The sequence below is a fragment of the Dyella japonica genome (assembly GCF_040545895.1).
Lineage (GTDB): Bacteria > Pseudomonadota > Gammaproteobacteria > Xanthomonadales > Rhodanobacteraceae > Dyella > Dyella japonica_D.
Genome location: NZ_JBEPMU010000006.1, coordinates 265,536 through 292,377 on the forward strand (window position 1 = coordinate 265,536; position 26,842 = coordinate 292,377).

The following is a 26,842-nucleotide window of genomic DNA, read 5'->3' on the forward strand; positions in this document are numbered from 1 at the left end:
AACGCGAAAATCAAAAAGCGGCCTTCGCGGGCCGCACTTCCCAATTCAGGAAAAGACAGTGGCGAAAGTAACCAAGTCATTCCAGTTCGGTAATCACGAAGTCACACTGGAGACGGGCGAAATCGCCCGCCAGGCTTCCGGTGCCGTCATGGTCAGCATGGGCGGCACGGTGGTGCTGGTCACCGTGGTGGCCAACGCCAAGGCGAAGGAAGGTCAAGACTTCTTCCCGCTCACGGTCGACTACGTCGAGAAGTTCTACTCGGCCGGTCGCATCCCCGGTGGCTTCTTCAAGCGCGAAGGCCGCCCGACTGAGAAGGAGACGCTCACCTCGCGTCTTATCGACCGTCCGGTGCGTCCGCTCTTCCCGGAAGAGTTCAAGAACGAAGTGCAGGTCATCGCACAGGTCGTGTCGCTGAACCCGGAAATCGACGGTGACATCCCGGCCATGCTGGGTGCCTCGGCCGCTCTGAGCCTCGCCGGCATCCCGTTCAAGGGTCCGATCGGCGCCGCCCGCGTCGGTTACACCAACGGCAAGTACCTGCTCAACCCGACCGCCACCGAGCTGAAGACCTCCGAGCTCGACCTGGTCGTCGCCGGTACGGCCAACGCCGTGCTGATGGTGGAATCGGAAGCCAAGCTGCTGTCCGAGGAAGTGATGCTCGGCGCCGTGGTGTTCGGTCACCAGCAGCTGCAGGTCGCCGTCCGCGCCATCGCCGAACTGGCCACCGAGGCGGCTCGCCCGTCCATGGCATGGTCGGCTCCGGCCCGCAACGAATCGCTCGTCGCCGCCCTCACGGGTGCCGTGGGCAACCAGCTCGAAGCTGCCTTCCAGGTGCGCGACAAGCTGCAGCGCCGCGACGCCATCGCCGCCATCAAGAGCGACGTGCTCGCCTCGCTGGCCGCCGACGTCGAAGCCAAGGGTTGGGACAAGGCCGAGCTGTCGAAGGAATTCGCCGAGCTCGAATACCGCACCATGCGCGACGGCGTCCTCAAGACGAAGATCCGCATCGACGGTCGCAACCTGGACGACGTTCGCCCGATCACCATCCGCGTCGGCGTCCTGCCGCGCACCCATGGCTCGGCGCTGTTCACCCGCGGCGAAACGCAGGCGCTGGTCGTGACCACGCTGGGCACCACCCGCGATGCGCAGATCATCGATGCGCCGGAAGGCGAGTCGAAGGATCCGTTCCTGTTCCACTACAACTTCCCGCCGTTCTCGGTCGGTGAAGCCGGTCGCTTCGGTGCGCCGAAGCGTCGCGAAATCGGCCACGGCCGTCTCGCCAAGCGCGGCGTGCAGGCCGTCAAGCCGAGCATCGAAGAGTTCCCGTACGTGGTGCGCGTGGTTTCGGAAATCACCGAATCCAACGGTTCCTCGTCGATGGCTTCGGTGTGCGGTTCGTCGCTGGCCATGATGGACGCGGGCGTGCCGCTGAAGGCTCCGGTGGCTGGTATCGCCATGGGCTTGGTGAAGGAAGGCAACGACTTCGTCGTGCTGTCGGACATCCTGGGTGACGAAGATCACCTCGGCGACATGGACTTCAAGGTGGCCGGTAGCGCCGATGGCATCTCCGCGCTGCAGATGGACATCAAGATCGACGGCATCACCGAAGAGATCATGAAGGTGGCGCTGGAACAGGCCAAGCGTGGTCGTCTGCACATCCTCGGCGAAATGGCCAAGGTGATCAGCACCGCCCGTACCGAGATGAGCGAGTTTGCTCCGCGCCTGCTCACCATCAAGATCCATCCGGACAAGATCCGCGAAGTGATCGGCAAGGGCGGCGCCACCATCCGCTCGATCACCGAAGAAACCGGCACCACCATCGATATCACCGATGACGGCACGGTGGTGATCGCCTCGGTGAACCGCGAGGCTGCCAACGCCGCCAAGGCGCGCATTGAGCAGATCGTCTCCGACGTCGAGCCGGGCCGCATCTACGAAGGCAAGGTTGCCAAGCTGATGGACTTCGGCGCGTTCGTGACCATCATGCCGGGCAAGGACGGCCTGGTGCACGTCTCGCAGATCTCCAGCGAGCGCGTGGAAAAGGTCTCCGACAAGCTGAAGGAAGGTGACATCGTCAAGGTCAAGGTGCTCGAAGTGGACAAGCAGGGCCGTATCCGCCTGTCCATGAAGGCCGTGACCGAGGACGAAGGCGCCAGCGTCTAAGTCGTCGATCCGACGAACAAGCAAAAGCCCGGCGAAAGCCGGGCTTTTGTTTTTGGGGCGCTGCATGACTGCCGGCTGATGCTGCGCTGCGATTTTGCCTGTATTCGTGACGGACTAATGCGCTTTTTGCGTCTGTCGCAACATGCTTTTGCTACGATGGCTTGAGCATGAAGAGGACGTGGGCATGGCCGACCAGGCAAGTGACTTTCTGAAGGATTACCAGGCGATGGCGCAGCAATCCTGGGATGCCTGGACCCGTTACCTGCAGCAGCAAACGGCCTCCTCGACGCCCTTCGGAGCGAGCGCTTCGACCTTTGGCTCGACCGGCACCGGCGACGACTTCATGGCGCGCAGCATGGCCGCCCTCAAGGGCTATGGCGACTGGCTACAGGGCGCCGTCAGCAGCGGCCTCGGGCAGGGGCCGGCCGATTGGCAGCAATCGCTGCAGCAACTTTTTTCAACCCTGGGCGGCCAGCCGTTCGCGCATGCCTTCGCCAGCATCGACAGCGAAGCGGCCAAGAGCTTCGCCCAGCTGTGGCAGGGCTGGATGCAGTCCAATCCGCCGAGCTTCGGCGGCGCGAAATTCGACGTCGAACACATGGCCGCCTTTGGCTACACGCGCGAACGCCAACGTCTACAGCAGGCCCTGGCAACCGCGATGCAGGATTACGTCGAGTGGGCGGGCAAGTACCAGTCGCTGATCCAGCGAGCCAATACCGAAGGCTTCGAGCGCCTGCAGGCCAAGCTGGTCGACTTCACCGATTCATCCAAGCAGATCGAGTCGCTCAAGGCGCTCTACGACCTGTGGGTGGATGCGGCGGAAGAGGCCTACGCGCAGATCGCCCTGTCGGAAGAATTCCGCCACGCCTATGGCGAGATGGTGAATGCGCAGGGCCGCGTGCGCCAGTTGCAGCAACAGCAGCTGGATGCGCTTTGCCGCGACATGGGCCTGCCCACGCGCAGCGAAGTGAACGCGCTCGGCAAGCGCATGCACGAGCTGCGTCGCGAAGTGCGTGAAAATCATGCGCCACAGGGCAACGATGAAGTGGCGGCCTTGCGCGCCGAAGTGACGGCGCTCAAGCGCCAGTTGGCGGGCAAGCCCGAGACGGTCAAGCCGGTGGAGAAGAAGCCGGCGTCGCGCGGCACCAAGCGCGCTGCGGAAAGCATCGACGTGGGCGGTTCGAAGAAAACGGCTGCCGTGGCTGCACGCAAGGCCGTCGCGCGCAACGTCAAGCGCACACGCAAGTAAGGAGTACACATGCATCCCCCGCTTCGCCTTGATCCAGCCGCCCTGATGGGCGAAATCACTGCCTTCCAGCGCAAGCTGGCGGCGGGCATGGACAACCTCAAGCACCAGCTGGAACCCGAATACGCCAACACGCCGCGCGAGCTGGTGTACCGCGAGGACAAGCTCTCGGTGTGGCGCATGAAGGGGCAGGGCAAGCCCACCGCGAAAACGCCCACGCTGATCGTCTATGCATTGGTCAACACCGTGTGGATGACCGATCTGCAGGAAGACCGCTCGATGGTGCGCAACCTGCTCGAGCAGGGCGAAGACATCTACCTGCTCGACTGGGGTTATCCCGATGCGGCCGATCGCTGGCTGGGGCTCGACGACTACATCAACGGTTATCTCGATCGCTGCGTGGATGCCGTGCGCAAGCACGCGGGCGTGGATGCCATCAACCTGCTCGGCATCTGCCAGGGCGGCACCTTCTCGCTCTGCTACACCGCGACGCATGGCGAGAAGGTAAAGAACATCATCACCATGGTGACGCCGGTCGATTTCCAGACGCCCGACAACATGCTCTCGAGCTGGTCGCAGCATATGGACGTCGATTTGTTCGTCGACACCATGGGCAATATTCCCGCCGAGCTGCTCAACTGGGTTTATCTCACGCTGAAGCCGGTGCGCCTGACCCAGCAGAAATACGTGGGCCTGATCGACATCCTCGACAATCCCAAAGAGCTGCAGAATTTCCTGCGCATGGAACGTTGGATCTTCGACTCGCCCGACCAGGCAGGCGAAGCCTTCCGCGAATTCATCAAGGAGTTCTATCAGCAGAACAAGCTGATCAAGGGCGACCTGATCATCGGCGGCAAGCCGGTGGACTTAGGGATGATCACGCATCCCATGCTGAACATTTTCGCCGAGCAGGATCATCTCGTTCCGCCGGATGCATCGCGTGCGCTTGAGCGCCATGTGGGCAGCACCGACTACACGCAGATTGCCTTCAAGGGCGGCCACATCGGCATCTACGTGTCCGGGCGCGCACAGCGCGAAGTGCCGCCGGCTATCCATCAATGGCTCAGTACGCGAAACTGAGCCTATCCACCAGGCACTCAAACAGGGCATGGCCATGGAAAAGCGTCTGCATCGATCACTGACGGACCGGAAAATCGCCGGCGTCTGCGGCGGCATCGCCGAGTACCTCGGCTGGGATCCGACGCTGGTGCGCGTGCTCTGGATCGTCCTCACTTTCCTGGGCGGTTCGGGCGTGGTGGCTTACCTCATCCTTTGGCTCGTCATGCCCGACGGCCCCTGATATCAGCGGCAGGCGCGTTTCGCGCTGCCGATCTCGTTTTCATCGCTTGGCATTGTGTTCTATGGACTACGACCGTTACGACCGCATCCGTGCCGTACAGTGGCAGGGTGATCATCTCCGTCTGCTCGATCAGCGCCTGCTGCCGCAGGAAGAACGCTGGATCGACTGCGCCAATGCTGCCGATGTGACGCAAGCCATCAAGGATCTCGCGGTCCGCGGCGCACCGGCCATTGGTATTGCTGCCGCGTGGGGCGTGGTATTGGCCGCCAGGCAGGGCGAGCCACTGGAACCGGCGCTGGCCATGCTTCGCGCCGCGCGCCCCACCGCCGTCAACCTGATGTGGGCGCTGGATCGCATGAAGGCACGCATTGCCGCTGGCGCCGATGCCGTGGCGCTCGCACGCGAGGCGCAGGCGATCCAGGACGAAGATCTTGCCGCCAACCGTCACATGGGCGAACTGGGTGCGGCCTTGATCGCACCTCACTCGGGCGTGCTCACGCATTGCAATACGGGTTCGCTGGCCACTTCCGGCTTTGGTACGGCGCTGGGTGTCATCCGCGCGGGCGTGGCCGGTGGCCGCATCGAGCAGGTGTTTGCCGGCGAAACGCGTCCGTGGCAGCAGGGCGCACGCCTCACGATGTGGGAGCTGGTGCGCGATGGCATTCCCGCCAAGCTCATTGCCGACTCCGCCGCCTCGCATCTGATGCGTTCGGGCGCCGTGCAGTGGGTGATCGTGGGTGCGGATCGCATCGCCGCCAATGGCGATACGGCCAACAAGATCGGCACCTATCAGCTCGCCATTGCTGCACGCCACCACGGCGTGAAGTTCATGGTGGTGGCGCCGTCGTCCACTGTCGACATGGCCACGGCGTCGGGCGAAGACATCGAGATCGAGCTGCGTGATTCGGCCGAGCTGCTTGCCGTGGCCGGTCGGCGCACCGTGGTGGAAGGCGCGGATGCGTGGAATCCCGTGTTCGACGTCACGCCTGCCGACCTCATCGATGCCATCGTCACCGAGCGCGGCGTGATCGAACGCCCAACCACCAAGGCCATGCAGGCCCTGTTTGGCCGATGAAGCTTTCGCGGCAATTCCTTCTTTTCACCATTGGCGGCGTCATCGGCTTTGTCATTGACGCCGGCCTCGCCCAGGCATTGGTGAGCTGGTGTGGTTGGAATGCGTACTACGCGCGCCTGCTTTCCATTCCCGTGGCGGCCACCGCAACTTGGCTGTGGAATCGCCGGCACACCTTCAAGCACCACGAAAGCGGGCGTGGCCTGTTCTCCGAATGGCTGCACTGGATGGCGCTGATGGGTGTGGGCGCCCTGGTCAATTACGGCACCTACGCCGCGCTTTTGATGGCCTTTCCGATGCTGCATCGCTGGCCCGCCATCGCCACGGCCGGCGGCTCCTTCGTCGCCGCCGTGTTCAATTTCTCGACGGCACGCCTGATGCTTTTCAAGGGCGCCAAAACGTCTGTGTAAGTTATTGATTCATATAGTGAAAATACTGTGAATCCCACGGTAAACGTGGTACACTTCACGGGTTATCTCAAGGTTGCCCGCGCTTACGTTCCTGGGGGAGCGCGCAGGGCCCTCTATCTCATCATGGAAGCCGATTGATGGCAGAACTCGCCAAAGAAGTCATTCGCGTCAACATCGAAGACGAAATGCGTCAGAGCTACCTCGATTACGCCATGAGCGTGATCGTGGGACGCGCCCTTCCGGATGTGCGCGATGGCTTGAAGCCGGTACATCGTCGCGTTCTGTTCGCCATGAACGAACTGGGCAATGCATGGAACAAGCCCTATAAGAAATCGGCCCGCGTGGTCGGTGACGTCATCGGTAAATACCATCCGCACGGCGATTCGTCGGTGTACGACGCCATCGTTCGCATGGCGCAGCCGTTTTCGCTGCGCTACATGCTGGTCGATGGCCAGGGTAACTTCGGTTCGGTCGATGGCGACAACGCGGCAGCCATGCGATACACCGAGGTGCGCATGTCGCGCCTCACGCAGGAACTGCTTGCCGACATCGACAAGGACACCGTCGACTTCGGCCCCAACTACGACGAAAGCGAGCACGAACCGCTGGTGCTGCCCACCCGCGTGCCGAACCTGCTGATCAATGGTTCGGCCGGTATTGCCGTGGGCATGGCTACCAATGTGCCGCCGCACAACCTCACGGAAGTCGTGTCGGCCACGATCGCTCTTATCGACGATCCGTCGCTGTCGATCGACGACCTGATGCACTACATCCCCGGCCCGGACTTCCCGACCGCGGGCATCATCAACGGTTCGTCGGGCATCATCGAGGCGTACCGCACCGGTCGTGGCCGCATCCTGGTGCGTGCGCGCACCGAGATCGAAACCGAGCCGAACGGCCGCGAGACGATTCTTGTCCACGAGCTGCCGTACCAAGTGAACAAGGCTCGCCTGATCGAGAAGATCGCCGAGCTGGTGAAGGAAAAGAAGCTCGAAGGCATCAGCGAGCTGCGCGACGAGTCCGACAAGGACGGCATGCGCATGGTCATCGAGATCCGTCGCGACTCGATGGCCGACGTGGTGCTCAACAACCTGTTCCAGCAGACGCAGCTGCAGGTCACGTTCGGCATCAACATGGTCGCGCTTTTGGACGGCCAGCCGCGCCTGCTGAACCTCAAGGACATCCTCGAGGCCTTCATCCGTCACCGTCGTGAAGTGGTGACGCGCCGTACCATCTTCGACCTGCGCAAGGCACGTGCCCGCGCGCATATTCTCGAAGGTTTGACGGTTGCGCTGGCCAACATCGACGAGATGATCGAGCTGATCCGCACCTCTGCGTCGCCGGCCGAAGCGCGCGAGCGCATGCTGGCGCGCAAGTGGCAGCCAGGCATGGTCGCCACCTTGCTTGAAGCAGCCGGCGCGGAATCGTCGCGTCCGGAAGACATGGACCCGCGCGACGGCTTCAAGCCCGATGGCTACCAACTGTCTGAAGTGCAGGCGCAGGAAATCCTCGCCATGCGCCTGCACCGCCTCACCGGCCTGGAGCAGGAAAAGCTTTCCGAAGAATATCGCCTGGTGCTCGAGACCATTCGTGGTCTCATCGAAATCCTGGAAGATCCCGCCCGCCTGCTTTCCGTGATCCGCGACGAACTGGAAGCGGTGAAGGAAGAGTTCGGCGACGCACGTCGCACCGAGATCCAGCATTCGCAGGAAGATCTCAACGTACTCGACCTGATCGCGCCGGAAGACGTGGTGGTCACGCTGTCGCACACCGGTTACGTGAAGCGCCAGCCGGCCAGCACGTATCGCGCGCAGCGTCGTGGCGGCAAGGGCCGCTCGGCTTCCGCGTTGAAGGACGAGGATTTCGTCGAGCAGTTGTGGGTGGTGAACACGCACGACACGCTGCTCACCTTCACCAGCACCGGTCGCGTGTACTGGCTCAACGTGTACCAGATGCCGGAATCGGGCCCGAACTCGCGCGGCAAGCCGATGGTGAACCTGTTGCCGCTGGGCGAAGGCGAGAAGGTGCAGGCGGTGCTGCCGGTGCGCGAATACACCGAAGACCAGTTCGTGTTCTTCGCCACCCGCCAGGGCACGGTGAAGAAGACGCCGCTCACCGAGTTCGCGTTCCAGCTGCAGAAGGGCAAGATCGCCATCAACCTCGACGAGGGCGATGCGCTGGTCAACGTCGCGCTCACCGGAGGCAACAGTGATGTGCTGCTGTTTGCGTCGAACGGCAAGACGGTGCGCTTCGATGAATCCGAAGTGCGTTCGATGGGCCGTACCGCCACGGGTGTGCGCGGCATGAAGCTGGGCGATGGCGCCGAGGTGGTGTCGCTGATCGTGGCCGCCGAGGGTGACATCCTCACCGCCACCGAACGCGGCTACGGCAAGCGCACCATGCTCGACGAGTTCCCGAAGAAGGGCCGCGGCACGCAGGGCGTCATCGGCATCCAGTGTTCCGAGCGCAACGGCGCACTGGTCGCGGCCATCCAGGCCACCGAAGCGCACGAGCTGATGCTGATCTCCGATCAGGGCACGCTGGTGCGCACGCGCGTGGCGGAAGTGTCGCAGCTCGGTCGCAACACCCAGGGCGTTACGCTCATTCGCCTGCCTTCCGACGAGAAGCTGGTGAGCGTGGTGCGTCTCGATGCGGAAGCGGAGAACGGCGAAGGCGAGGGTGAAGAAGGCCCTGTCGATGCCGCTCCGGAGGCACCCGCCGACGGCGAGTGATCCTCGCTCGATGGTCAAGAGAAACCCGGCTTCGGCCGGGTTTCTTTTTGCCTGCCGTCAGCCCGGTGTCACCTCGACGGCATCCACGCGCGTGCCGTAGAACGCCAGGTAATCCTTGATCGAGGCCACGGCATCGTATGGATGTTCATACGTCCATACGGCGTTGGTGCCGCGCTCGCCGGCCGAAGGAATGCTGTAGTACGACGCATCGCCCTTGTAGGGGCAGCGGGTTTGATGATTCGTGCGTTCCAGCAGGGACATGTCCACGTCTTCGCGCGGGATGTAATGCACGACGGGATAGTTCGCCTCCTGCAGGCTCAGCGAACGTCGGGTATCGGCTACCACGCGGCCCGCGACGCGCACCACCACGTGATCCTTGCTGGGCGTCACGTCGATCGGATGATCGGGACCGGGGATGCGCTGGGCTTGGCTGGACATGGCATGGCTCCGCTTTCATGGGAAGTGGGAGCACCACGCTACTCGCCCTCGTGAAAAGAAAGAGTGCAGCCGATGTTGCGGCGTGGCTTACCAGCCGAACGAGGAGTACGTCGTACCGTGCAGACCCAGCTCAAGCCCTTGCCGGGTATAGGCAATGAGTTCCTCGGGCAGCGCATGGAGCGGAAACCAGTCGAGGCCATCGTGCTTGGCCGGCTCGCCGATGACCGCATCGCCTTGCCAATGCGTGGCGAGGAAGAACGCGCCCAGCCATTCGCCGCCGTTGTCGCCAGCACGGGCATGCAGCAGATGGATCAGGCGCATGTCATGCGGCTGCGCATCGAGCCCGGTTTCCTCGCGAAGTTCGCGTGCGGCGGATTGCTCCAGCGTCTCGCCGCCATCGTGGCTGCCGGCAGGAAGGCTCCATTGACCGTCCTTCCAGCCGGTGTTCGCTCGCCGCAGGAGCAGCACGTGGTCGCCGCGACGCACGACCACGAAAACGCTGGCGTTCAACGCATGGCGGTGCCGGGTCGGCGTCGCCGCCATCAGGCGAGCGCTTCGAGTATCGCCTCGGCGGTGGACACGCGAAATTCGCCAGGTGCTTCCACCTGCAGCGCTTTCACCACGCCGTTCTCGGCATACAGCGCAAAGCGGCGAGCACGCAGGCCCATGCCGTAGGCGTTGCCATCCAGCTCCAGGCCCATGGCCTTGGTGAAGTTGCCATTGCCATCGGCAAGCATCAGCAGCTCCGGCGGCACGTTTTGCGAGGCCGCCCAGGCTTGCATCACATAGGCGTCGTTCACGGCCAGGCACATCACTTCCACGCCGCGCGCCTGGAACTGTGCGAGGTGCTGCACGTAGCCCGGCAGGTGGCGATTGGAGCAGGTGGGCGTGAATGCACCCGGCACGGCGAACAGCACGACTTTGCGGCCGGCGAACAGGGGGCCGGTGCGGCCTTCTTCGATGCCGTTGCTGACGACGCGGATCTCGACGTCGGGCAAGGTGTCGCCGACCTGGATGCTCATGGGAGGGTGCCTGAGGTATGGGGAGGAGGCGATGCTAGCGCTACGACGGCCGCTTGTCGCCTTGAATCACGCCATTTTCGCACCCATGTGGTCGACCATAGAGAGGGTGGCGAGCATCGCCATGCATCACCCATACGAGTCGGGCGAACCTTGCCGGCCGATGGGCGGAAACCATGATTTCCGCTCCGTCGGTCCGGGCGGATGGATTGCCGGGGAGTGGCAGTGGAATTCAAAGACTATTACGACATCTTGGGCGTGAAGCCGGATGCCAGCGAGGCGGACATCAAGGCCGCCTACCGCAAGCTGGCCAGGAAATATCACCCCGACAAGAACAAAGACGCGGGAGCGGAAGAGAAATTCAAGTCGATCAACGAAGCCAACGAAGTGCTTCGTGACGCGGAAAAACGTCGTGCCTACGACGAGCTGCGCGCCGGCGGCTACCGCGGCGGCGAGCAGTTCCGACCGCCGCCGGGTTGGAACCAGAGCCACGGTTTCGATTTCGGTGGCGATGGCGGCGGTGATTTCAGCGACTTTTTCGAAAGCCTGTTCGGCGGACGCGGTGGGGCCGGCGCCGGCCCGCGCGGTGCGCCGCGCGCACGTCGCGGCGGTGATGTGCATGCGCACGTGCAGATCGACCTGCAGACCGCCTTCGACGGCGGCCGCACGCGCCTGGCGTTGCAGGATGGCAGCGGCGGCGAGCGCGTGCTGGAAGTGAAGATACCGGCCGGCATCCAGCCGGGGCAGGTGATCCGCCTGGCCGGGCAGGGTCACAGTGGTTCGGGCGGCGCTTCCAACGGTGACCTGCTGCTGGAAGTGGGGATTCGTGACGATGCGCGTTTCCGTCTGGACGGCCGAAACGTGCTGCACACCTTGCCCATTGCGCCGTGGGAAGCGGCGCTTGGCGCCACGGTGCCGGTGCCGACGCTGGCTGGCACGGTGGATCTGCGCATTCCCGCAGGCTCGCAATCGGGTCGCAAGCTGCGCCTGAAAGGGCGTGGGCTGCCGGGTGCGCATCCGGGTGATCAACTGGTGGAGCTGTCGATTCGCGCACCATTGGCCGACACCGATGCGCAGAAGAAAGCGTACGAAGCCTTGCGCGAGGAGTTTGGCGACTACGATCCTCGTCGCTGAGCCTGCAATCCAACGAAAAACGGCGCCTGCGGGCGCCGTTTTCTCGTGAAGCCTGCTTCGGCGCTTACGCCGGCAGCAGTTCCTTCAGCGTGATCACCAGTTCTTCTTCCTTGATCGGCTTGGTGACGTAGGCCTTCGCGCCCTGGCGCAGGCCCCACACCTTGTCGGTTTCCTGGTCCTTCGTGGTCACCAGTACCACGGGAATGTGCTGGGTATCCGGATCCTTGCTGATGGTGCGCGTGGCCTGGAAGCCGTTGAGGTTCGGCATCACCACGTCCATCAGGATCAGGTCGGGGCGTTCGCGTCGGGCAGCCTCGACACCAGCAGCGCCATCCTCGGCAGTCAGCGCTTCATGCCCGAGCTTTTCGACGATGCGCTTGATGCCCAACAGCTGCGACGGCGAATCGTCGACGATCAGGATGCGTGCCATAAGGTGGAGTTCCCCTTGTTGTTTCGTTGGATTCTATGACGCTGACGCAACGCTTCCAAGCTGAGCGTAAGCTCAGCTTGCGCTACCCACGCGTACTACGGTACGGCCAAACGAATCTCCCGCCAGCATGCGGGCGAACACGTCGGGCATCTGCTCCAAGGTGACTTCGCGCGTGGCGATGCGCTCAAGGTGCTGCGGCTTCCAGTCGCTGGAGAGTCGTTCCCATACGCGGTCGCGGATGTCGCGCGCCGTGCCGGCCGAGGCAATGCCGAGCAGGCTGGCGCCACGAATGATGAAGGGCATCACGGTGCTTTCGAAACCGATGCCGCCGGCATTGCCGCAGATGGCGACGTTGCCGTAAGGCGCAATCAACGGCAGCAGGCCGGCCAGCATGGTGCCGCCGACGTTGTCCAGCGCACCACCGAAACGGGCCGAATCCATCGGCTTGCCGCTGAAGACAAGCTGGTGGCGATCGATGCACTCGGCGGCGCCCAGGTCGCGCAGGAAATCGAAATGCGCGGCCTTGCCGCTGATCGCATGCACCGCGTAACCGGCGCGCGAGAAGATATCGATGGCCAGCATGCCCACGCCGCCGGTGGCGCCGGTGACGGCGAGCGGGCCGAGCGACGGTGTCTGGCGATTGTCTTCCATCCGCAGCAGGGCGAGTGCAGCCGTAAAGCCGGCCGTACCGATGATCATGCTGTCGCGCAGGCTCAGGCCCTTGGGCAGGCGAATGGTCCACGCCGAGGGCAGGCGGACGTATTCGCCGTAACCGCCATCACGCGTTTCCGACAGGCCGCTGCCGGTGCACAGCACCGCATCGCCTTCCTTGAAGGCGGGGTCGGTGGAGGCGACCACCGTGCCCGACACGTCGATGCCGCCATTGAGCGGGTATTGGCGAAGGATCTTGCCCTTGCCCGTGCCCGCCAGCGCGTCCTTGAAGTTGATCGACGAATAGGCCACCTGCACCAGCACCTCGCCAGGGCTCAGCGCATCGGCGGCGAGGGTCTCGACACCACCGCGATAGCCGGTGGCGTCGTTGTGGATGCGGAAAGCGCGAAAGGCGCCGGGTGTACTCATGGCCAATCCTTAACTCTACGCGTCGCGCCGGGGTCAGGCCTTGACGCTGCTGCGGTCGATCCACTTGGGCGTGTGCACACCCTGGTAGCTGTCCATCCAGTCGAACAGCTGCGTCATGTCCTGTCCGAACCATACACTCTCGCGCTGCTCGGGGCGCACGAAACGTTCGGCCACCATGTGGTCCATCATGGCGCGCAGCTGTGTGTAGTAACCGCGTACGTCCAGAAAAGCGCAGGGATAGCGGTGCAGGCCGAGCTGGGCCCAGGTGAGCATTTCGAACATCTCGTCCATGGTGCCGTAGCCGCCCGGCAGGGCGACGAAAGCGTCGGAGAGCTCGAACATGCGCGTCTTGCGCTGGTGCATGGTGTCCACCACCACCAGCTCGGTGAGGCCGGCATGCGCCACTTCCAGGTCCACCAGTTGGCGCGGAATGACGCCGATCACCTTGCCGCCCGCGGCGAGCACCGCATCGGCCACGGTGCCCATCAGGCCGACCTTGCCGCCGCCATAGACCAGCGCGATGCCGCGACGGGCCATTTCCGTGCCGAAGGCACGGGCTTGTTCGATGTATTCGGGATGATTGCCGCTGCTGGAGCCGCAATAGACGCAAAGGGCGGTAGGCATAGAGCTGGAAAGTAGGGGGAGAAGTGAGAAGTGAGAAGTGAGAAGTGAGAAGTGAGAGTAGAGCGGTTTGGCCGATGTTTTCGGATAACCGTTAACCGTTTCTACAACAAAAAGCCCGCCCATGTTGCCATGAGCGGGCCCATTTAGAGCCGGCGGGCGGTAGAGAAGCGTGTCAAAGCGAGAATGCCATACGGCCCTCTCTCACTTCTCACTCCTCTCCACTCACTCCCGCTCTTAGTTGCCCTTGTGGATGGCGCGCTTGTCGACCGACAGGGCGGCTTCGTGCACGGCTTCCGACAGCGTCGGGTGCGCGTGGACGATGCGGGCCAGGTCTTCGGAGGAGCCCTTGAACTCCATCGCGACCACGCACTCGGCGATCAGCTCGGACACGCCCGGGCCCACCATGTGCACGCCCAGGATGCGGTCGGTTTCGGCATGAGCCAGCATCTTCACCTGGCCGATGGCTTCGTTCATGGCCACGGCGCGGCCGATGGCGGCGAACGGGAAGGTGCCCACCTTGTACGGGATGCCTTCGTCCTTCAGCTGCTTCTCGGTCTTGCCCGCCCAGGCGATTTCCGGCTCGGTGTAGATCACCCACGGCACGGTGTCGAGGTTGATGTGGCCCGCCTTGCCGGCGATCCACTCGGCCACGGCCACGCCTTCCTCGGAACCCTTGTGGGCCAGCATCGGGCCGCGCACGGCGTCGCCGATGGCCCACACGCCGTTCACGCCGGTGTGGTTGTGCTCGTCGACCACGATGCGGCCGCGCTCGTCCAGCTTCACGCCGGTATCGGCGGCCAGCAGGCCGTCGGTGTAGGCGCGGCGGCCCACGGCCACCAGCAGCTTGTCGACGGTGAGCTCGTGCGCGCCGTCCTTGTCTTCATAAGTCAGGGCCACTTCGTTGCCCTTGATCTCGGCCTTGGTGAGCTTGGCGCCGAGCTTGATGTTCAGGCCCAGCTTGCCAAATTCCTTGAAGGCGATCTTGGCGATGTCCGCGTCGGCCACGCTGAGGAAGTCCGGCAGCGCTTCGAGCACGGTCACGTCCGAACCCAGGCGCTTCCACACGCTGCCCAGCTCCAGGCCGATCACGCCGGCGCCGATCACGCCAAGACGCTTCGGCACTTCGGTGAAGTCGAGCGCGCCGGCGTTGTCGACAATGAACTTGTTGTCGAACTTGGCGAACGGCAGCTCGATCGGCACCGAACCGGAAGCGAGGATCACGTTGGTGGCGCTGATGGTCTGCTTGGAACCGTCGTTGCCGGTGATCTCGACGTCGTTGCCCTTGAGCAGCTTGCCCTTGCCGAAGAACGGCGTGACCTTGTTGGCCTTGAACAGCTGGCCGATGCCGCCGGTGAACTGCTTGACGATCTTGTCCTTGCGCCCAATGAAGGTGCCCAGGTCGACCTTGGCGCCTTCCACGGTGATGCCGTGCACCGGCAGGTTGTGCGCGATGTTATAGAACTGCTTGGACGAATCCAGCAGTGCCTTGGACGGAATGCAGCCCACGTTGAGGCAGGTGCCGCCGAGCGCCTGCTTGCCGTCCTTGCCGACAAACGCGTCCACGCAGGCGGTCTTCAGGCCCAGCTGCGCGGCGCGGATCGCGGCCACATAGCCGGCCGGGCCGGCGCCGATGACGATGACGTCGAATTTTTCGCTCATGGTTTTTCCTTACGGTGTGCGCGCTGGGGAAGCACGTCACTTATGAAGCGGGATATGTGTGCGGCGAGCGTGGATTCAACGTCAACGCTCGCCGCCAGAGCTCCGTGCCTGACTGGCTTCTTGGTCAGAGACCAAGAAGCATCCGCTGCGGATTCTCAAGCTGGTTCTTGATATCCACCAGGAACAGCACCGCGTCCTTGCCGTCGATGATGCGATGGTCGTAGGACAGCGCCAGGTACATCATCGGGGCGGCGATCACCTGGCCGTTCTCGACGATGGCGCGCTCCTTGATGGCATGCATGCCCAGGATGGCGCTCTGCGGCGGGTTCACGATCGGCGTGGACAGCAGCGAACCGAAGGTGCCGCCGTTGGTGATGGTGAAGGTGCCGCCCTGCAGGTCGTCCAGACCCAGCTTGCCGTCACGCGCCTTCTTGGCGTAGTCGACGATGCCGCGCTCGACGTCGGCGAAGCTCATGTCCTGCACGTCGCGCAGCACCGGCGTCACCAGGCCCTTGTCGGTGGACACGGCGATGGAGATGTCCTGGTAGCCGTGATAGACGATGTCGTTGCCGTCGACCGAGGCGTTGACCAGCGGATGACGCTTCAGCGCTTCGGCAGCCGCCTTCACGAAGAAGCTCATGAAGCCGAGCTTCACGCCATTGGCCTTTTCGAACGACTCGCCCAGCGCCTTGCGCATCTTCACCACCTCGGCCAGGTTCACTTCGTTGAACGAGGTGAGCATGGCGATGGAGTTCTTCGACTGCATCAGGCGTTCGGCGATGCGGGCGCGCATGCGGGTCATCGGTACGCGCTCTTCCGGACGCGAACCCGGGGTCGGCTTGGCGGCCGGCGCAGCAGCGGCCGGAGCGGCGCCACCCTTGCCGACGTTGAGCAGGTCTTCCTTGGTCACGCGACCGTCGCGGCCGGTGCCGGCGACCTTCGAGGCATCGATGTTCTGTTCGGTGGCCACGCGCAGGCCGGCCGGCGAGAGATCAGCATTGCCGGCGGCAGCCTTGGCCGGAGCGGCAGCAGCCGGCGCGGCGGCGGGGGCCGGAGCAGCAGCGGCCGGAGCCGGTGCAGCGGCAGCAGCGCCTTCCTCGATCACCGCGATGACCTGCTGGCTGGTCACGGTGTCGCCGGACTGGAACTTGATTTCCTTCAGCACGCCGTCGACCGGCGACGGCACTTCGAGCACTACCTTGTCGGTTTCGAGGTCGACCAGGTTTTCGTCGCGCTTCACCGCTTCGCCGGCCTTCTTGTGCCAGGTAGCGATGGTGGCGTCGGAGACGGACTCGGGCAGGACGGGAACCTTGACTTCGATAGACATAAATATCCTTTGATTAGTGCGTTCATCCCTGAACGCGAAGGTCAAAAAGCGGCTATCCCTGGCCGCACTTCTCAAATTTTAGTGCGTCCATCCGTGAACGCCAAAGTCAAAAAGCGGCCATCCATGGCCGACCTATATTTTTTGCGGTCATCCATGACCGCGAAGATCAAAAAGCGGCCATCCATGGCCGCACTCTTCAATGAGAAAACTATTCCGCCGCGTGGTCGGTGCCGATCGGCGCCACCAGTGCCTGCTCCACGAGTGCCGCCTGCTCGGCGACGTGCGTATTGAGGTGACCCGCCGCCGGTGCCGGCGAACGAGCGCGGCCGGCGTACGACAGGCTCTGCTTGCTGTTGACGCAAGCCTGCAGGTGGTGGCGAATCTGGAACCACGCGCCCTGGTTCATCGGCTCTTCCTGGCACCAGATCACTTCCTTGGCGGAAGCATACTTTTCCAGTTCGGCCGTGACCTGCGGACGCGGGAACGGATACAGCTGCTCCACGCGCACGATGGCGACGTCGGTGAGGCCGCGCTTCTCGGCGTCTTCCAGCAGGTCGTAATAGACCTTGCCCGAGCACAGCACCACGCGCTTGACCTTCTTGGCGGCCAGTTCGCGATGTTCCGGAATCACCAGCTGGAAGCTGCCCGTGGCCAGTTCGTCCAGCGAGGACACGGCCAGCTTGTGGCGCAGCAGCGACTTGGGCGTCATCACGATCAGCGGCTTGCGCGTGGGGCGCACCATCTGGCGGCGAATCATGTGGAACGCCTGGGCCGGCGTGGTGGGCACGCACACCTGCATGTTGTCCAGCGCGCACAGCTGCAGGAAGCGCTCCAGGCGGGCCGAGGAATGCTCCGGACCCTGGCCTTCATAGCCATGGGGCAGGAACAGCGCCAGGCCGCACAGGCGGTTCCACTTCGCTTCGCCCGAGCTGATGAACTGGTCGATCACCACCTGCGCGCCGTTGGCGAAGTCGCCGAACTGGCCTTCCCAGATGTGCAAGGTGTACGGGTCGGTGGTGGCGCTGCCGTACTCGAACGCCATGACCGCTTCTTCGCTGAGCAGCGAGTCGATGACTTCCACGTCGGCGCCCGAACGCACGTCGGCCAGCGGCATGTAGGTGTAGCCGGTCTGCTGGTCATGCAGCACGGCATGGCGATGGAAGAACGTGCCGCGACCCACGTCCTGGCCGACCAGGCGCAGGTTGTAGTTCTCGTCGATGAGCGTGGCGTACGCGAGGTTTTCCGCAAAGCCCCAGTCGCCCAGCTGTTCGCCGGCGGCCATCTTGGCGCGGTCTTCGTAGATCTTGGCCACGCGCGACTGCAGCGTAAGGTCCTTGGGCAACTTGAGGATCTGGTTGGCCAGTTCCACCAGGCGCTGCTTCGGATACGCGGTGCTCGTCTCGGTGGAGAGCTTGCCGCCGATGAACTTCTCCCAGTCGACTTCGATGTCCTTGACCAGCGAGGTGGTCAGCTCGGTCATCGGCGCACCGGCTTCGAGGCGGGCGCGGTAGTCGTCGAACATCTTCTGGGCGTCGCCGTCGGCGATCACGCCTTGCTTCACAAGCTCCTGCGCGTAGAGATCACGCGTGGTCGGGCGCTTGCGGATGATCTGGTACATCACCGGCTGCGTGGCGGCCGGCTCGTCCGCTTCGTTGTGGCCGTGGCGGCGGTAGCACACCAGGTCGATCACCACGTCCTTGCGGAACTGCTTGCGGAAGTCGTACGCCAGGCGAGTGGCCTGGATGACGGCTTCCGGGTCGTCGCCGTTCACGTGGAACACCGGCGCGTTGACCATCTTGGCCAGGTCGGTGCAGTACAGCGTGGAGCGGGCGTCCTGCGGGTTGGAGGTGGTGAAGCCCACCTGGTTGTTCACCACGATGTGCAGGCTGCCGCCGATCTTGAAACCGCGCGCCTGGGACATGTTGAACAATTCCATGTTCACGCCCTGGCCGGCCAGCGCCGCGTCGCCGTGCACCAGCACGGCGAGCGACTGCTTGCGCTCGGTGTCGCGGCGACGGACCTGGCGCGAATGCACCGAGCCGGCCACCACCGGGTTGACGATCTCAAGGTGCGACGGGTTGAACGCCAGCGCCACGTGCGTACCGCCGTTGGGCGTCTTGACGTCGGCGGAGAAGCCCATGTGGTACTTCACGTCGCCCGAGTGGGCCGGATCATCCGGATGGTCCCACTTGCCCTCGAATTCGTTGAACAGCGTGCGCGGCGGCTTGCCCAGGATGTTGACCAGCATGTTGAGGCGGCCGCGATGGGCCATGCCGATCACCACTTCCTTGACGCCGTTGTCGCCCGCGGCGCGGACCACGTCGTCCACCATCGGGATCAGGCTGTCGCCGCCTTCCAGCGAGAAACGCTTCTGGCCGACGTACTTGGTGTGCAGGTAGCGCTCCAGGCCTTCGGCCGCGGTGAGCTCGGCGAGCACGCGCTTCTTGCCCGCGGCGTCGAGGCCGGCGGTGCCGTTGGCCTGCTCCAGGCGGGTGTAGATCCAGTTGCGCTGTTCATGGTTGCTGATGTGCATGAACTCGACGCCGAGGGTGTTGGTGTACACCTTCTTCAGTCGGGCAATCAGGTCGCGCAGCTTCATGCGCTGGCCGCCGCCGGCAAAGTTGCCGCAGTCGAACTCGGTATCCAGGTCGGCATCGGACAGACCGTGGAACGAGGGTTCCAGATCCGGCGCCGGCAGCTTCTCGGCCAGGCCGAGCGGGTCGAGGTTCGAGGCCAGGTGGCCGCGCGAACGGTAGGCGGTGAGGATGCGCAGCACGCCGGCTTGCTTGCGGGCGTGGGCGTCGTCGACCGGGCCAGCGGCCACGGCGACACCGTTGCGACGCTGCTTTTGTGCGGCCTCTATACGCGCAATGGCCGCAGAGTGGGGCACGTCCCCCGACTCGCGGCCTTTGAAAGTCTCGAAATACTTGCTCCAGGTAGCCTCGACCGACGAAGGGTCCGCCAACCACGATTCATAGAGCTGTTCAACGTAATCGGCGTTACCGCCGGCGAGTTGGGAGGAGTCGAAAAACTCGCGGATCAGATTTGTGCTCACGTCACCACCGGTGAGGAAAGGAGGCATGCAGCTGCTCCGGCCGGGGTTGGCCGGATGGCTGGGAAAAATCCCGTTAATTATAGCCTTGGGGTGCTGCGACGCGGCAACCCAAAACTCCGACCTTAGATGGGGTCGATCGACGATATTTCGAGTTTCCGGGTACCGACCATCGTCGTAGAGCGCGGATTTGCCCGGCGAACGACGCGTTTGCGCCGATGCGGGCAAGGCCTGCGCCGAGATGCCCGCCGTTCAGCCGGCGGCTAGAGATCGAGCGGCAACCAGACGCTGGCGCGGGCCGAACGCTCCCACACCTCGTTGAAGTGCTGCATCAGCGGCGCCTGCCCGGCGCGGTCGGCCAGCGAAGCGCGGCCGTCGGCGCGGCGAGCGTCGGGCTGGAACAGGTAGCCGCCCTGGTCGGTGAGCAGGTAGGACGAGGCGTAGGCCAGGTCCACTTCTTCGAGCGGTGTGCGCACCAGCACCACGCTGGACAAGCGCTGGGCGAGGGCGACCAGCCGATGGTTGTCGCGCAGCGCATCTTCGGGTGTGTGCACGATCAGCCGGATCTCGGCACCGCGCCCGGACGTGGCGAGGCGTCGAAGCTCGGCCAGTTCCAGTGTGCTGCCGTAGACCTCATCGGAAAGCGCAGGCTGATAGATGGCGATGCGCCGTCGTGCTTCGCTCAGCAGCCGGAGGCGGGCGGCGGCCACTTCGGTGCGATCGCCGGCCGGCAAGGCCGGATTCTCGCCAGCGTTGGGTGCATCCGGGTGGACGTCGCGGTCGCTCATCGGCGGCGCGGCTTGTGGACGATCAGGTGACCGTCGTTGACCAGAGCCAGCAGCAAGGCGAGTTCGGCGTCGGGCAACGACTTGCCCGGAACGAGTTCGCGCGCCGCGCAGAGACGTTCGGCCAGATCCACCGACGTCGGATAGGCATGACCGTTCACGAACAGGGTGGCGCCACGCTTGGCACGCGCCCAGGCCATGCGCGCCCACGGATGGCGCAGCAGAGCGGCGCCGGCGTCGAGCGGCTTGCGCAGGGCGGCCTCGGACAGTTCCTTTTCCGGGGGCACCGGCATCTGGGCGCTGCGGTAGCGGGTGATAAAGCGGCCGAACCAATCAGTCAGCGTGGCTTCGTCCAGTGCCGCCGCAAACGGCAACGCCTGCTTGAGGCGGGCGAGCGCCGCGCGGTCGATTTCGCCGGCGGACTTGGCCGGGGTGAGATCGGGATCGGCGTAGCGCAGTTCATCGGGCAGGCGTTCGGCCAGATAGTCGGCAAGGTCGCCAGTCAGCTCGGCCTGCGATGGCGCGCGCATGCCCACCGAGATGGTGAGGCACGGGCCGGCAAAGGCGATGCCGTCGTGCGGCACGCCGGGCGGCAGGTAAAGCATGTCGCCGGGTTCGAGCATCCATTCGTGGTCGGGCTCGAACACCTGCAGCTGCTTGAGTTCCACGTCGGGGCGGAAACCGGTGGGGGCATCGGGGTTGGTGTCGATCGCCCAATGGCGCTGGCCCAGGCCCTGCAGCAGGAACACGTCGTACTGGTCCACGTGTGGACCCACGCCGCCGCCGGGCTCGGCGTACGAAATCATGATGTCGTCCAGGCGCCAGCTGGGCAGGAAGTTGAAGTCTTCCAGCAGGGCGGCCACGTCCGCGTCCCACTTGTCCACGTCCTGCACCAGCAGGGTCCAGTTCTTGTTGGGCGTGCTGGCGAAATCCTTCTCGGTCAGCGGGCCGGTCTTCACCTTCCAGCGGTCGCGGGTTTCGTCGTGGATGATCAGGCGCGAGAGCGCGGTGTCTTCCATCGCCAGGCCGGCGAGGTCGTTCGGTTCGATCGGCGAGACGAAATCGGGAAACGCCTGGCGAATCAGCAGCGGGCGCTTCTGCCAGTAGTCGCGCAGGAACTGCGCGGGACTCATGCCCAGCGGCTGCTTGGCGCTGCCGCGGACTTCGATGGGGAGGACAGGGGACTTGGTCATCCCGCCATTCTAAGCGAACGCGATGACGGCACCGTTGATCGCCGTCAGTGCAGCAGCGTGTGCGCGATGTTGTTGATGCCGATGCCCAGCACGGCCAGTGCCGCCAGCACGGTGGCGACGCGGGGCGGCATGCGGCGGGCGAGCAGGGCGCTGAGCGGCGCGGCCACCACGCCGCCCACGATCAGGCCTGCCACCGACGCCCCATGCGGAAAGCCCACATGGACAAAGAAACTGATGCTGGCCACCGCGCTCACCACGCACTTGGCCAGGTGCACCGTGCCGATGACCATGCGCGGCCGCACCCCGCGCGCCACCAGCGTGGTCACGGTAAGCGCGCTCCAGCCGCCGCCGGCCACCGCATCGGCAAAACCGGCCGCCAGCCCCAGTGGACGGCTGATGGCGGGTGTTTCCTCATGCAGGCGCTGGCGGCGCAAGGGGCGAAACAGCAGGAACAGGCCCATGCCGATCAGATAAGGCGTCAGGGCCAGCTTCATCCAGGCGGCCGGGACGTGGCTGACCACATAGGCGCCCACCGTGGCGCCTATGGCGCCGGGGATCACCAGTGCCCAGAACAGCCGCTTGATCACGTTGCCGGCCATCAGGTGGCTGGCCCCGGACGCGCCGCAGGTCAGCGTTTCCGCATAGTGGACGCTGGCGCTCGCCATGGCGGGCGGGACGCCCAGGGCCAGCAGCATCGCAGCCGACGTCACGCCATAAGCCATGCCCAGGGCGCCATCGACCAGCTGTGCCAGCACGCCGATGACGGCTGAAGTGAGGAAATCCGTGGGCATGAACCAAAACGCAGTGGAAACGCGGCCAGTCTACGGGGTGGGTCCCTGCCAAGGGAAATAAGCCTGCGGACATATGGTTATGCCAACACGTCCTTTCACATGACATAAAGCGATGACTACTTTGGCTGTCCAGATGTATGGACGTCCAAAGGTGGACAGTGAACGCGGTCGTCGCAACGCAAACCGGTCTGGCTTCCCTTGACGGCGACAAGCTGTCCTCGCTGGAGCGACTCGCTGACGGACTCGGCCCCGCCGAGCTCTACTGGATCGCCGCCTGGAGCGCCGCACGCGCCGACCAGCTGCAGCGGGGCATTCTTCCCGCGCAGCCTGTCAAGGCCGTCGGCGAGCGGCTCACCATTCTCTACGGCAGCCAGACCGGGCAGGCCAAGCGCATCGCCACGCAACTGAGCGCGCGCGCCGAAGCCGCCGGGCTGGCCGTTCGCCTGATGCGCGCCGACGGCTATGCCCAGCGCGATCTTGCGAAGGAAACGCATCTGGTCGTGGTGATCAGCACCCAGGGCGACGCCGAACCGCCGGACGATGCGCGCGGCCTGGTGGAATTCATCCTCGGCAAGCGCGCGCCCAAGTTGCCCGGCCTGCGTTATGCCGTGTTGGGACTGGGCGATTCGAGCTATCCGCAATTCTGTGCGATCGGTCGCCAGCTCGATGATCGCTTCGCCGAACTCGGCGGCACACGCCTTGCGCCCCTGGGCGAAGCGGACGTGGATATCGACGCGGTGGCCACGCCATGGACGGAACGTGCGTTGGAGCAGGCGAGGCAAGCCCTTGGCGCCACGCAGCCGGCAGCACGCGTGGCCACGCTGCAACCGGTGCCGTCGCGCGCCACGCATCATCGGGAACGCCCGTTCGCCGCGCCGGTGCTCGACAACCAGACCATCGTGGCGCGCGATGCCGGCCGCGATATTCGTCACATCGAGCTTTCGCTGGAAGGCTCGGGCCTGCGTTACGAACCCGGCGATGCCGTGGGCGTGTGGCCCGAGAATCCGCCCGCGCTGGTCGATCAATGGCTGAGCCTGCTCAAGCTCGATGGCGAACACGCCGTGCATCACGAGGGCAGGGAACTGCCGTTGCGTCGCTGGCTGACGCACGAGCGCGAACTCACGCGACTGAGCCGGCCGCTGATTGCCGCGGTGGCCGACGTGAGCGGCGACCAGGAGTTGGCAAGCCTGCTTCGTCCCGATCAATCGTCGCGCCTCGCTGCGCTGTTCGCCGATCTGCAACCCATCGACCTGTGGCGCCGTCATCCCACCGCATGGTCGGCGGACGAACTGGTCGCCGCGCTGCGCCCGCAAACGCCGCGCCTGTATTCCATCGCGTCCAGCCAGAAAGCGGTGGGCGACGAAGTGCACCTGACCGTGGCCGTGATCGATTACCAGGCGCATGGCGAACCCCATTGGGGCGCGGCCTCTTCGTTCCTTGGCGCATCTTCGGACGAGCGTGGCGTGCCGGTTTTCATCGAAGAGAACGAACGCTTTCGCCTACCCAGGGACGACAGTCGCGACGTGATCATGATCGGCCCAGGCACAGGCGTGGCGCCGTTCCGTGCCTTCGTGCAGGAGCGCCGCGAAACCGCGGCGCGTGGACGCCACTGGTTGTTCTTTGGCAACCGCTATTTCAGCAGCGAATTCCTCTATCAGATCGAATGGCAGGCAGCGTTGCGCGATGGCTCGCTGGATCGGCTCGACCTGGCGTTCTCGCGCGACGGCGACGCCAAGGTCTACGTGCAGCAACGCATCCGCGAACAGGGGCGCGATCTCTACACATGGCTGCAGGAAGGCGCGCACCTTTACGTGTGCGGCGACGCCAACCACATGGCGAAGGATGTGCATGCCGCGCTGATCGACGTGGCCGTGGCGCACGGCGGCCAGTCGCAAGAGCAAGCAAAGGAATGGCTGTCCGATCTTCTCCAGCAGGGCCGCTACGCCCGCGACGTGTACTGACATGAGCACACCTCTCTCCGATTTCGAACGCATCAAGGCGGCCAGCCGGCAACTTCGCGGCACCATTGTCGAAGGCTTGAGCGATCCCGTCACCAACGCGATAAGCGACGACGACAACAAGCTGCTGAAATTCCACGGCAGCTACCAGCAGGACGATCGCGACCTGCGCGAGGAACGTCGCAAACAGAAGCTGGAGCCCGCCTTCTCCTTCATGTTGCGCGCGCGTCTGCCTTCCGGTGTGGTGACGCCCACGCAGTGGCTGGTATTCGATCGCCTCGCACGCGACTACGCCAACGGCACGCTGCGCATCACCACGCGCCAGACGTTCCAGTGGCACGGCATCATCAAGCGGAAACTCAAGCCCACCATTGCCGCCATCCATGACGCGCTGGCGACCACGATTGCCTCTTGTGGCGATGTGGTGCGCAACGTGGTGAGCACACCCAATCCGGTGGAATCCAGCGCGCATGCGCTCGCCTATGCATGGGCCACGAGGCTGTCGGAAGAACTGTCGCCGCGCACGCGCGCCTATCACGAGATCTGGCTCGACGGCGAACCGCTGGTGGACGAACCCAAGGACGAGGAACCGCTCTACGGTCGCACCTATCTGCCGCGCAAGTTCAAGATCGGCCTGGCCATTCCGCCGCTCAATGACGTGGACGTGTTCGCGCAGGATCTCGGGCTCATCGCCATCATCGAACAGGGCGAGCTGAAGGGCTTCAACGTCGCCATCGGCGGCGGCATGGGCGCCACGCATGGTGATGCGAGCACCTATCCACGGTTGGCCAGCGTCATCGGCTTTGTACCGCCGGAGCGCCTGCTGTCCACGGCCGAAACCATCGTGGCCGTGCAGCGCGACTGGGGCAATCGCAGCGAGCGCAAGCACGCGCGCCTGAAATACACCATCGACCATCGCGGCCTGGACACCTTCAAGTCCGAACTGGAACGGCGCCTGGGTTTTGCGCTGGAACCGGAACGCGATTACCACTTCGACCACAACGGCGATCGCTACGGCTGGATCGAAGGCGACGATGGACGCTGGCATCTCACATTGCAGATCGAATCGGGCCGCCTTGCCGACGTGGGCGAGCGTCGCTGGCTCACCGGTTTGCGCGAGCTGGCCAGCATCCACGAGGGCGATTTCCGCCTCACCTGCAACCAGAACGTGATCGTCGCCAACGTGGCGGCAGAACATCGCGCGCGCATCGACGCCATCGTGGCGGCGCATGGGCTCGACGGCTATCGCACCGACAGCGGCATCCGGCGTCACGCCGTGGCCTGCGTGGCGTTGCCCACTTGCGGCCTGGCCATGGCGGAAAGCGAACGCTATCTGCCGGAATTGCTGCCAAGACTCGAAACGCTGCTGGCATCGCATGGCCTGCGCGACGCGCCCATCCTGCTGCGACTTTCCGGTTGCCCCAACGGTTGCTCGCGCCCGTACCTGGGCGAGATTGCGCTGGTCGGTCGCGGGCCCGGTCGCTACGACTTGCGGCTGGGCGCGGATTTTCGCGGTCAGCGGCTCAACCAGATTCATCGTGAAAACGTGGACGAGCCGGCCATTCTCGAGGCTCTGTCGCCGCTGTTCGCGCGGTACGCGTCGGAACGCGCGACCGACGAAGGCTTCGGTGATTTCCTGGTGCGCACTGGTGTGATCAGCGCCAACACCCGCCGGATTCCCGCGGAGGTCGTGGCATGAAGCAAACGCTGCTCGAGGATGCGCAACACGATGCCCGGGCGCTGAAGGAACTCAATACCTGGCTTGGCCATCTGGAGGCCGAGCAGCGCGTGGTCTGGGCGCTTGCCTATGCGCCGGGCACGCACGTGTTGTCGTCGAGCTTTGGTGCGCAGGCGGCGGTATCGTTGCATCTGCTGACGCGGCAACGGCCCGATCTTCCGGTAGTGCTGGTCGACACCGGTTATCTCTTTCCTGAAACCTATCGCTTCATCGAGGAATTGCGCGATCGCCTTGCCTTGAATGTCCGCGTGTACAGCGCGCTGGAAAGTCCCGCGTGGCTGGAAGCAAGGGAAGGGCGCTTGTGGGAGCAGGGCGTGGCAGGCATCGACCGCTACAACCAACTGCGCAAGGTGGAACCCATGCAGCGCGCGCTGAATGAGCTTCGCGCGGGCTCCTGGTTCGCCGGGTTGCGCCGCAGCCAGGCACGCACGCGCGCCGACATTCCGTTCGCTGAACGTCGCGATGGCCGCTGGAAATTCCATCCCATCGCCGACTGGACCGACCGCGACGTCGGCTTGTACCTGCACAAGCACGGCCTGCCTTACCACCCGCTGTGGGAGCAGGGATACATCTCCATCGGCGATGTGCACACCACGCATCGCTGGGAACCCGGCACCGATATCGACGCGACCCGTTTCTTTGGCCTGAAGCGCGAATGCGGGCTTCACGGTCTGGCTTGACCGAACACCA

The 26,842-nt window shown here is 64.4% G+C and carries 23 protein-coding genes; 11 read left to right on the forward strand and 12 right to left on the reverse strand.

The annotated features are described in order from the left end of the window. The first annotated feature begins 58 nt into the window (after window positions 1-58). The 7 genes from pnp (at window position 59) to gyrA (ending at window position 8,924) form a co-directional block, all read left to right on the forward strand. On the forward strand, window positions 59-2,164 hold the full coding sequence (pnp, locus tag ABIC75_RS19575) for a polyribonucleotide nucleotidyltransferase (RefSeq protein WP_354015573.1): 2,106 nt from the start codon (window positions 59-61) through the stop codon (window positions 2,162-2,164). A 184-nt stretch (window positions 2,165-2,348) separates the two neighbouring features. Further along, window positions 2,349-3,413: a poly(R)-hydroxyalkanoic acid synthase subunit PhaE gene (locus tag ABIC75_RS19580; protein WP_354015574.1), complete on the forward strand. Its 1,065-nt coding sequence runs from the start codon at window positions 2,349-2,351 to the stop codon at window positions 3,411-3,413. 9 nt (window positions 3,414-3,422) lie between these two features. Further along, window positions 3,423-4,490, forward strand: a complete 1,068-nt coding sequence (phaC, locus tag ABIC75_RS19585) for a class III poly(R)-hydroxyalkanoic acid synthase subunit PhaC (RefSeq protein WP_354015575.1) — start codon at window positions 3,423-3,425, stop codon at window positions 4,488-4,490. A gap of 34 nt (window positions 4,491-4,524) precedes the next feature. Further along, entirely contained in the window at window positions 4,525-4,710 is a 186-nt protein-coding gene (locus ABIC75_RS19590) for a PspC domain-containing protein (RefSeq protein WP_354015576.1), read from the forward strand. A gap of 61 nt (window positions 4,711-4,771) precedes the next feature. Next, window positions 4,772-5,785, forward strand: a complete 1,014-nt coding sequence (gene mtnA, locus ABIC75_RS19595; protein WP_354015577.1) for an S-methyl-5-thioribose-1-phosphate isomerase — start codon at window positions 4,772-4,774, stop codon at window positions 5,783-5,785. Continuing rightward, a complete protein-coding gene (locus ABIC75_RS19600) occupies window positions 5,782-6,192 on the forward strand; it encodes a GtrA family protein (protein ID WP_354015578.1) in 411 nt (136 codons plus the stop codon). Before mtnA ends, ABIC75_RS19600 begins: the two co-directional genes overlap by 4 nt. Window positions 6,193-6,329: 137 nt before the next feature. Next, window positions 6,330-8,924: a DNA gyrase subunit A gene (gene gyrA / locus ABIC75_RS19605; protein WP_354015579.1), complete on the forward strand. Its 2,595-nt coding sequence runs from the start codon at window positions 6,330-6,332 to the stop codon at window positions 8,922-8,924. Window positions 8,925-8,981: 57 nt separating this feature from the next. On the opposite strand, the gene ABIC75_RS19610 is transcribed toward gyrA, so the two are convergent. The 3 genes from ABIC75_RS19610 to ABIC75_RS19620 form a co-directional block, all read right to left on the reverse strand. Beyond that, complete coding sequence (locus tag ABIC75_RS19610) at window positions 8,982-9,362, reverse strand: DUF427 domain-containing protein (RefSeq protein WP_354015580.1); 381 nt, start codon at window positions 9,360-9,362, stop codon at window positions 8,982-8,984. A gap of 87 nt (window positions 9,363-9,449) precedes the next feature. Further along, complete coding sequence (locus tag ABIC75_RS19615) at window positions 9,450-9,905, reverse strand: NUDIX hydrolase (protein WP_354015581.1); 456 nt, start codon at window positions 9,903-9,905, stop codon at window positions 9,450-9,452. Continuing rightward, window positions 9,905-10,384, reverse strand: coding sequence for a peroxiredoxin (locus ABIC75_RS19620; protein WP_354015582.1), 480 nt, complete (start codon window positions 10,382-10,384; stop codon window positions 9,905-9,907). Before ABIC75_RS19620 ends, ABIC75_RS19615 begins: the two co-directional genes overlap by 1 nt. Before the next feature lie 222 nt (window positions 10,385-10,606). Here ABIC75_RS19620 and ABIC75_RS19625 point away from each other — a divergent pair, with 222 nt between their 5' ends. Beyond that, entirely contained in the window at window positions 10,607-11,515 is a 909-nt protein-coding gene (locus tag ABIC75_RS19625; RefSeq protein ID WP_354015583.1) for a DnaJ C-terminal domain-containing protein, read from the forward strand. A 64-nt stretch (window positions 11,516-11,579) separates the two neighbouring features. On the opposite strand, the gene pilH is transcribed toward ABIC75_RS19625, so the two are convergent. The 9 genes from pilH to ABIC75_RS19670 all read right to left on the reverse strand — a co-directional run bounded on the left by pilH (window position 11,580) and on the right by ABIC75_RS19670 (window position 22,456). After that, complete coding sequence (gene pilH / locus ABIC75_RS19630; protein ID WP_354015584.1) at window positions 11,580-11,945, reverse strand: twitching motility response regulator PilH; 366 nt, start codon at window positions 11,943-11,945, stop codon at window positions 11,580-11,582. A gap of 72 nt (window positions 11,946-12,017) precedes the next feature. Then, window positions 12,018-13,025 carry an oxidoreductase gene (locus tag ABIC75_RS19635; RefSeq protein WP_354015585.1) on the reverse strand — a complete coding sequence of 336 codons (1,008 nt, stop codon included), beginning with the start codon at window positions 13,023-13,025 and terminating at the stop codon, window positions 12,018-12,020. Window positions 13,026-13,058: 33 nt separating this feature from the next. After that, window positions 13,059-13,649 carry a TIGR00730 family Rossman fold protein gene (locus tag ABIC75_RS19640; protein ID WP_354015586.1) on the reverse strand — a complete coding sequence of 197 codons (591 nt, stop codon included), beginning with the start codon at window positions 13,647-13,649 and terminating at the stop codon, window positions 13,059-13,061. 234 nt (window positions 13,650-13,883) lie between these two features. After that, window positions 13,884-15,308 carry a dihydrolipoyl dehydrogenase gene (gene lpdA / locus ABIC75_RS19645; protein WP_354015587.1) on the reverse strand — a complete coding sequence of 475 codons (1,425 nt, stop codon included), beginning with the start codon at window positions 15,306-15,308 and terminating at the stop codon, window positions 13,884-13,886. A gap of 124 nt (window positions 15,309-15,432) precedes the next feature. After that, the gene (gene odhB / locus ABIC75_RS19650; RefSeq protein ID WP_354015588.1) at window positions 15,433-16,635 is read right to left on the reverse strand and encodes a 2-oxoglutarate dehydrogenase complex dihydrolipoyllysine-residue succinyltransferase; all 1,203 of its coding nucleotides are present in this window, start codon (window positions 16,633-16,635) and stop codon (window positions 15,433-15,435) included. A 208-nt stretch (window positions 16,636-16,843) separates the two neighbouring features. Then, complete coding sequence (locus ABIC75_RS19655) at window positions 16,844-19,690, reverse strand: 2-oxoglutarate dehydrogenase E1 component (protein WP_436407957.1); 2,847 nt, start codon at window positions 19,688-19,690, stop codon at window positions 16,844-16,846. Window positions 19,691-19,950: 260 nt separating this feature from the next. After that, window positions 19,951-20,475, reverse strand: a complete 525-nt coding sequence (locus ABIC75_RS19660) for a hypothetical protein (protein WP_354015590.1) — start codon at window positions 20,473-20,475, stop codon at window positions 19,951-19,953. Beyond that, a complete protein-coding gene (locus ABIC75_RS19665) occupies window positions 20,472-21,665 on the reverse strand; it encodes a cupin domain-containing protein (RefSeq protein ID WP_354015591.1) in 1,194 nt (397 codons plus the stop codon). The genes ABIC75_RS19660 and ABIC75_RS19665 overlap by 4 nt, the downstream gene beginning before the upstream one ends. Window positions 21,666-21,709: 44 nt before the next feature. After that, window positions 21,710-22,456, reverse strand: a complete 747-nt coding sequence (locus ABIC75_RS19670) for a sulfite exporter TauE/SafE family protein (RefSeq protein ID WP_354015592.1) — start codon at window positions 22,454-22,456, stop codon at window positions 21,710-21,712. Between the two features lie 137 nt (window positions 22,457-22,593). Here ABIC75_RS19670 and ABIC75_RS19675 point away from each other — a divergent pair, with 137 nt between their 5' ends. The 3 genes from ABIC75_RS19675 to ABIC75_RS19685 are packed head-to-tail and all read left to right on the forward strand — an operon-like array spanning window position 22,594 to window position 26,832. Continuing rightward, a complete protein-coding gene (locus ABIC75_RS19675) occupies window positions 22,594-24,417 on the forward strand; it encodes an assimilatory sulfite reductase (NADPH) flavoprotein subunit (protein WP_436407952.1) in 1,824 nt (607 codons plus the stop codon). Window position 24,418: 1 nt separating this feature from the next. Further along, the gene (cysI, locus tag ABIC75_RS19680) at window positions 24,419-26,113 is read left to right on the forward strand and encodes an assimilatory sulfite reductase (NADPH) hemoprotein subunit (protein ID WP_354015594.1); all 1,695 of its coding nucleotides are present in this window, start codon (window positions 24,419-24,421) and stop codon (window positions 26,111-26,113) included. Next, a complete protein-coding gene (locus ABIC75_RS19685) occupies window positions 26,110-26,832 on the forward strand; it encodes a phosphoadenylyl-sulfate reductase (RefSeq protein ID WP_354015595.1) in 723 nt (240 codons plus the stop codon). Before cysI ends, ABIC75_RS19685 begins: the two co-directional genes overlap by 4 nt. Window positions 26,833-26,842 lie beyond the last annotated feature (10 nt).

Bases quoted from the DNA above. Each gene is read 5' to 3' on its own strand.
- ABIC75_RS19610 (WP_354015580.1), bottom strand. From the start codon at position 9,362: ATGTCCAGCCAAGCCCAGCGCATCCCCGGTCCCGATCATCCGATCGAC.
- ABIC75_RS19615 (WP_354015581.1), bottom strand. From the start codon at position 9,905: ATGGCGGCGACGCCGACCCGGCACCGCCATGCGTTGAACGCCAGCGTT.
- ABIC75_RS19670 (WP_354015592.1), bottom strand. From the start codon at position 22,456: ATGCCCACGGATTTCCTCACTTCAGCCGTCATCGGCGTGCTGGCACAG.
- ABIC75_RS19600 (WP_354015578.1), top strand. From the start codon at position 5,782: ATGAAGCTTTCGCGGCAATTCCTTCTTTTCACCATTGGCGGCGTCATC.
- ABIC75_RS19620 (WP_354015582.1), bottom strand. From the start codon at position 10,384: ATGAGCATCCAGGTCGGCGACACCTTGCCCGACGTCGAGATCCGCGTC.
- mtnA (WP_354015577.1), top strand. From the start codon at position 4,772: ATGGACTACGACCGTTACGACCGCATCCGTGCCGTACAGTGGCAGGGT.
- lpdA (WP_354015587.1), bottom strand. From the start codon at position 15,308: ATGAGCGAAAAATTCGACGTCATCGTCATCGGCGCCGGCCCGGCCGGC.
- ABIC75_RS19640 (WP_354015586.1), bottom strand. From the start codon at position 13,649: ATGCCTACCGCCCTTTGCGTCTATTGCGGCTCCAGCAGCGGCAATCAT.
- ABIC75_RS19635 (WP_354015585.1), bottom strand. From the start codon at position 13,025: ATGAGTACACCCGGCGCCTTTCGCGCTTTCCGCATCCACAACGACGCC.
- gyrA (WP_354015579.1), top strand. From the start codon at position 6,330: ATGGCAGAACTCGCCAAAGAAGTCATTCGCGTCAACATCGAAGACGAA.
- ABIC75_RS19580 (WP_354015574.1), top strand. From the start codon at position 2,349: ATGGCCGACCAGGCAAGTGACTTTCTGAAGGATTACCAGGCGATGGCG.
- cysI (WP_354015594.1), top strand. From the start codon at position 24,419: ATGAGCACACCTCTCTCCGATTTCGAACGCATCAAGGCGGCCAGCCGG.
- ABIC75_RS19665 (WP_354015591.1), bottom strand. From the start codon at position 21,665: ATGACCAAGTCCCCTGTCCTCCCCATCGAAGTCCGCGGCAGCGCCAAG.
- ABIC75_RS19685 (WP_354015595.1), top strand. From the start codon at position 26,110: ATGAAGCAAACGCTGCTCGAGGATGCGCAACACGATGCCCGGGCGCTG.
- pilH (WP_354015584.1), bottom strand. From the start codon at position 11,945: ATGGCACGCATCCTGATCGTCGACGATTCGCCGTCGCAGCTGTTGGGC.
- ABIC75_RS19590 (WP_354015576.1), top strand. From the start codon at position 4,525: ATGGAAAAGCGTCTGCATCGATCACTGACGGACCGGAAAATCGCCGGC.
- ABIC75_RS19675 (WP_436407952.1), top strand. From the start codon at position 22,594: ATGGACGTCCAAAGGTGGACAGTGAACGCGGTCGTCGCAACGCAAACC.
- phaC (WP_354015575.1), top strand. From the start codon at position 3,423: ATGCATCCCCCGCTTCGCCTTGATCCAGCCGCCCTGATGGGCGAAATC.
- ABIC75_RS19660 (WP_354015590.1), bottom strand. From the start codon at position 20,475: ATGAGCGACCGCGACGTCCACCCGGATGCACCCAACGCTGGCGAGAAT.
- odhB (WP_354015588.1), bottom strand. From the start codon at position 16,635: ATGTCTATCGAAGTCAAGGTTCCCGTCCTGCCCGAGTCCGTCTCCGAC.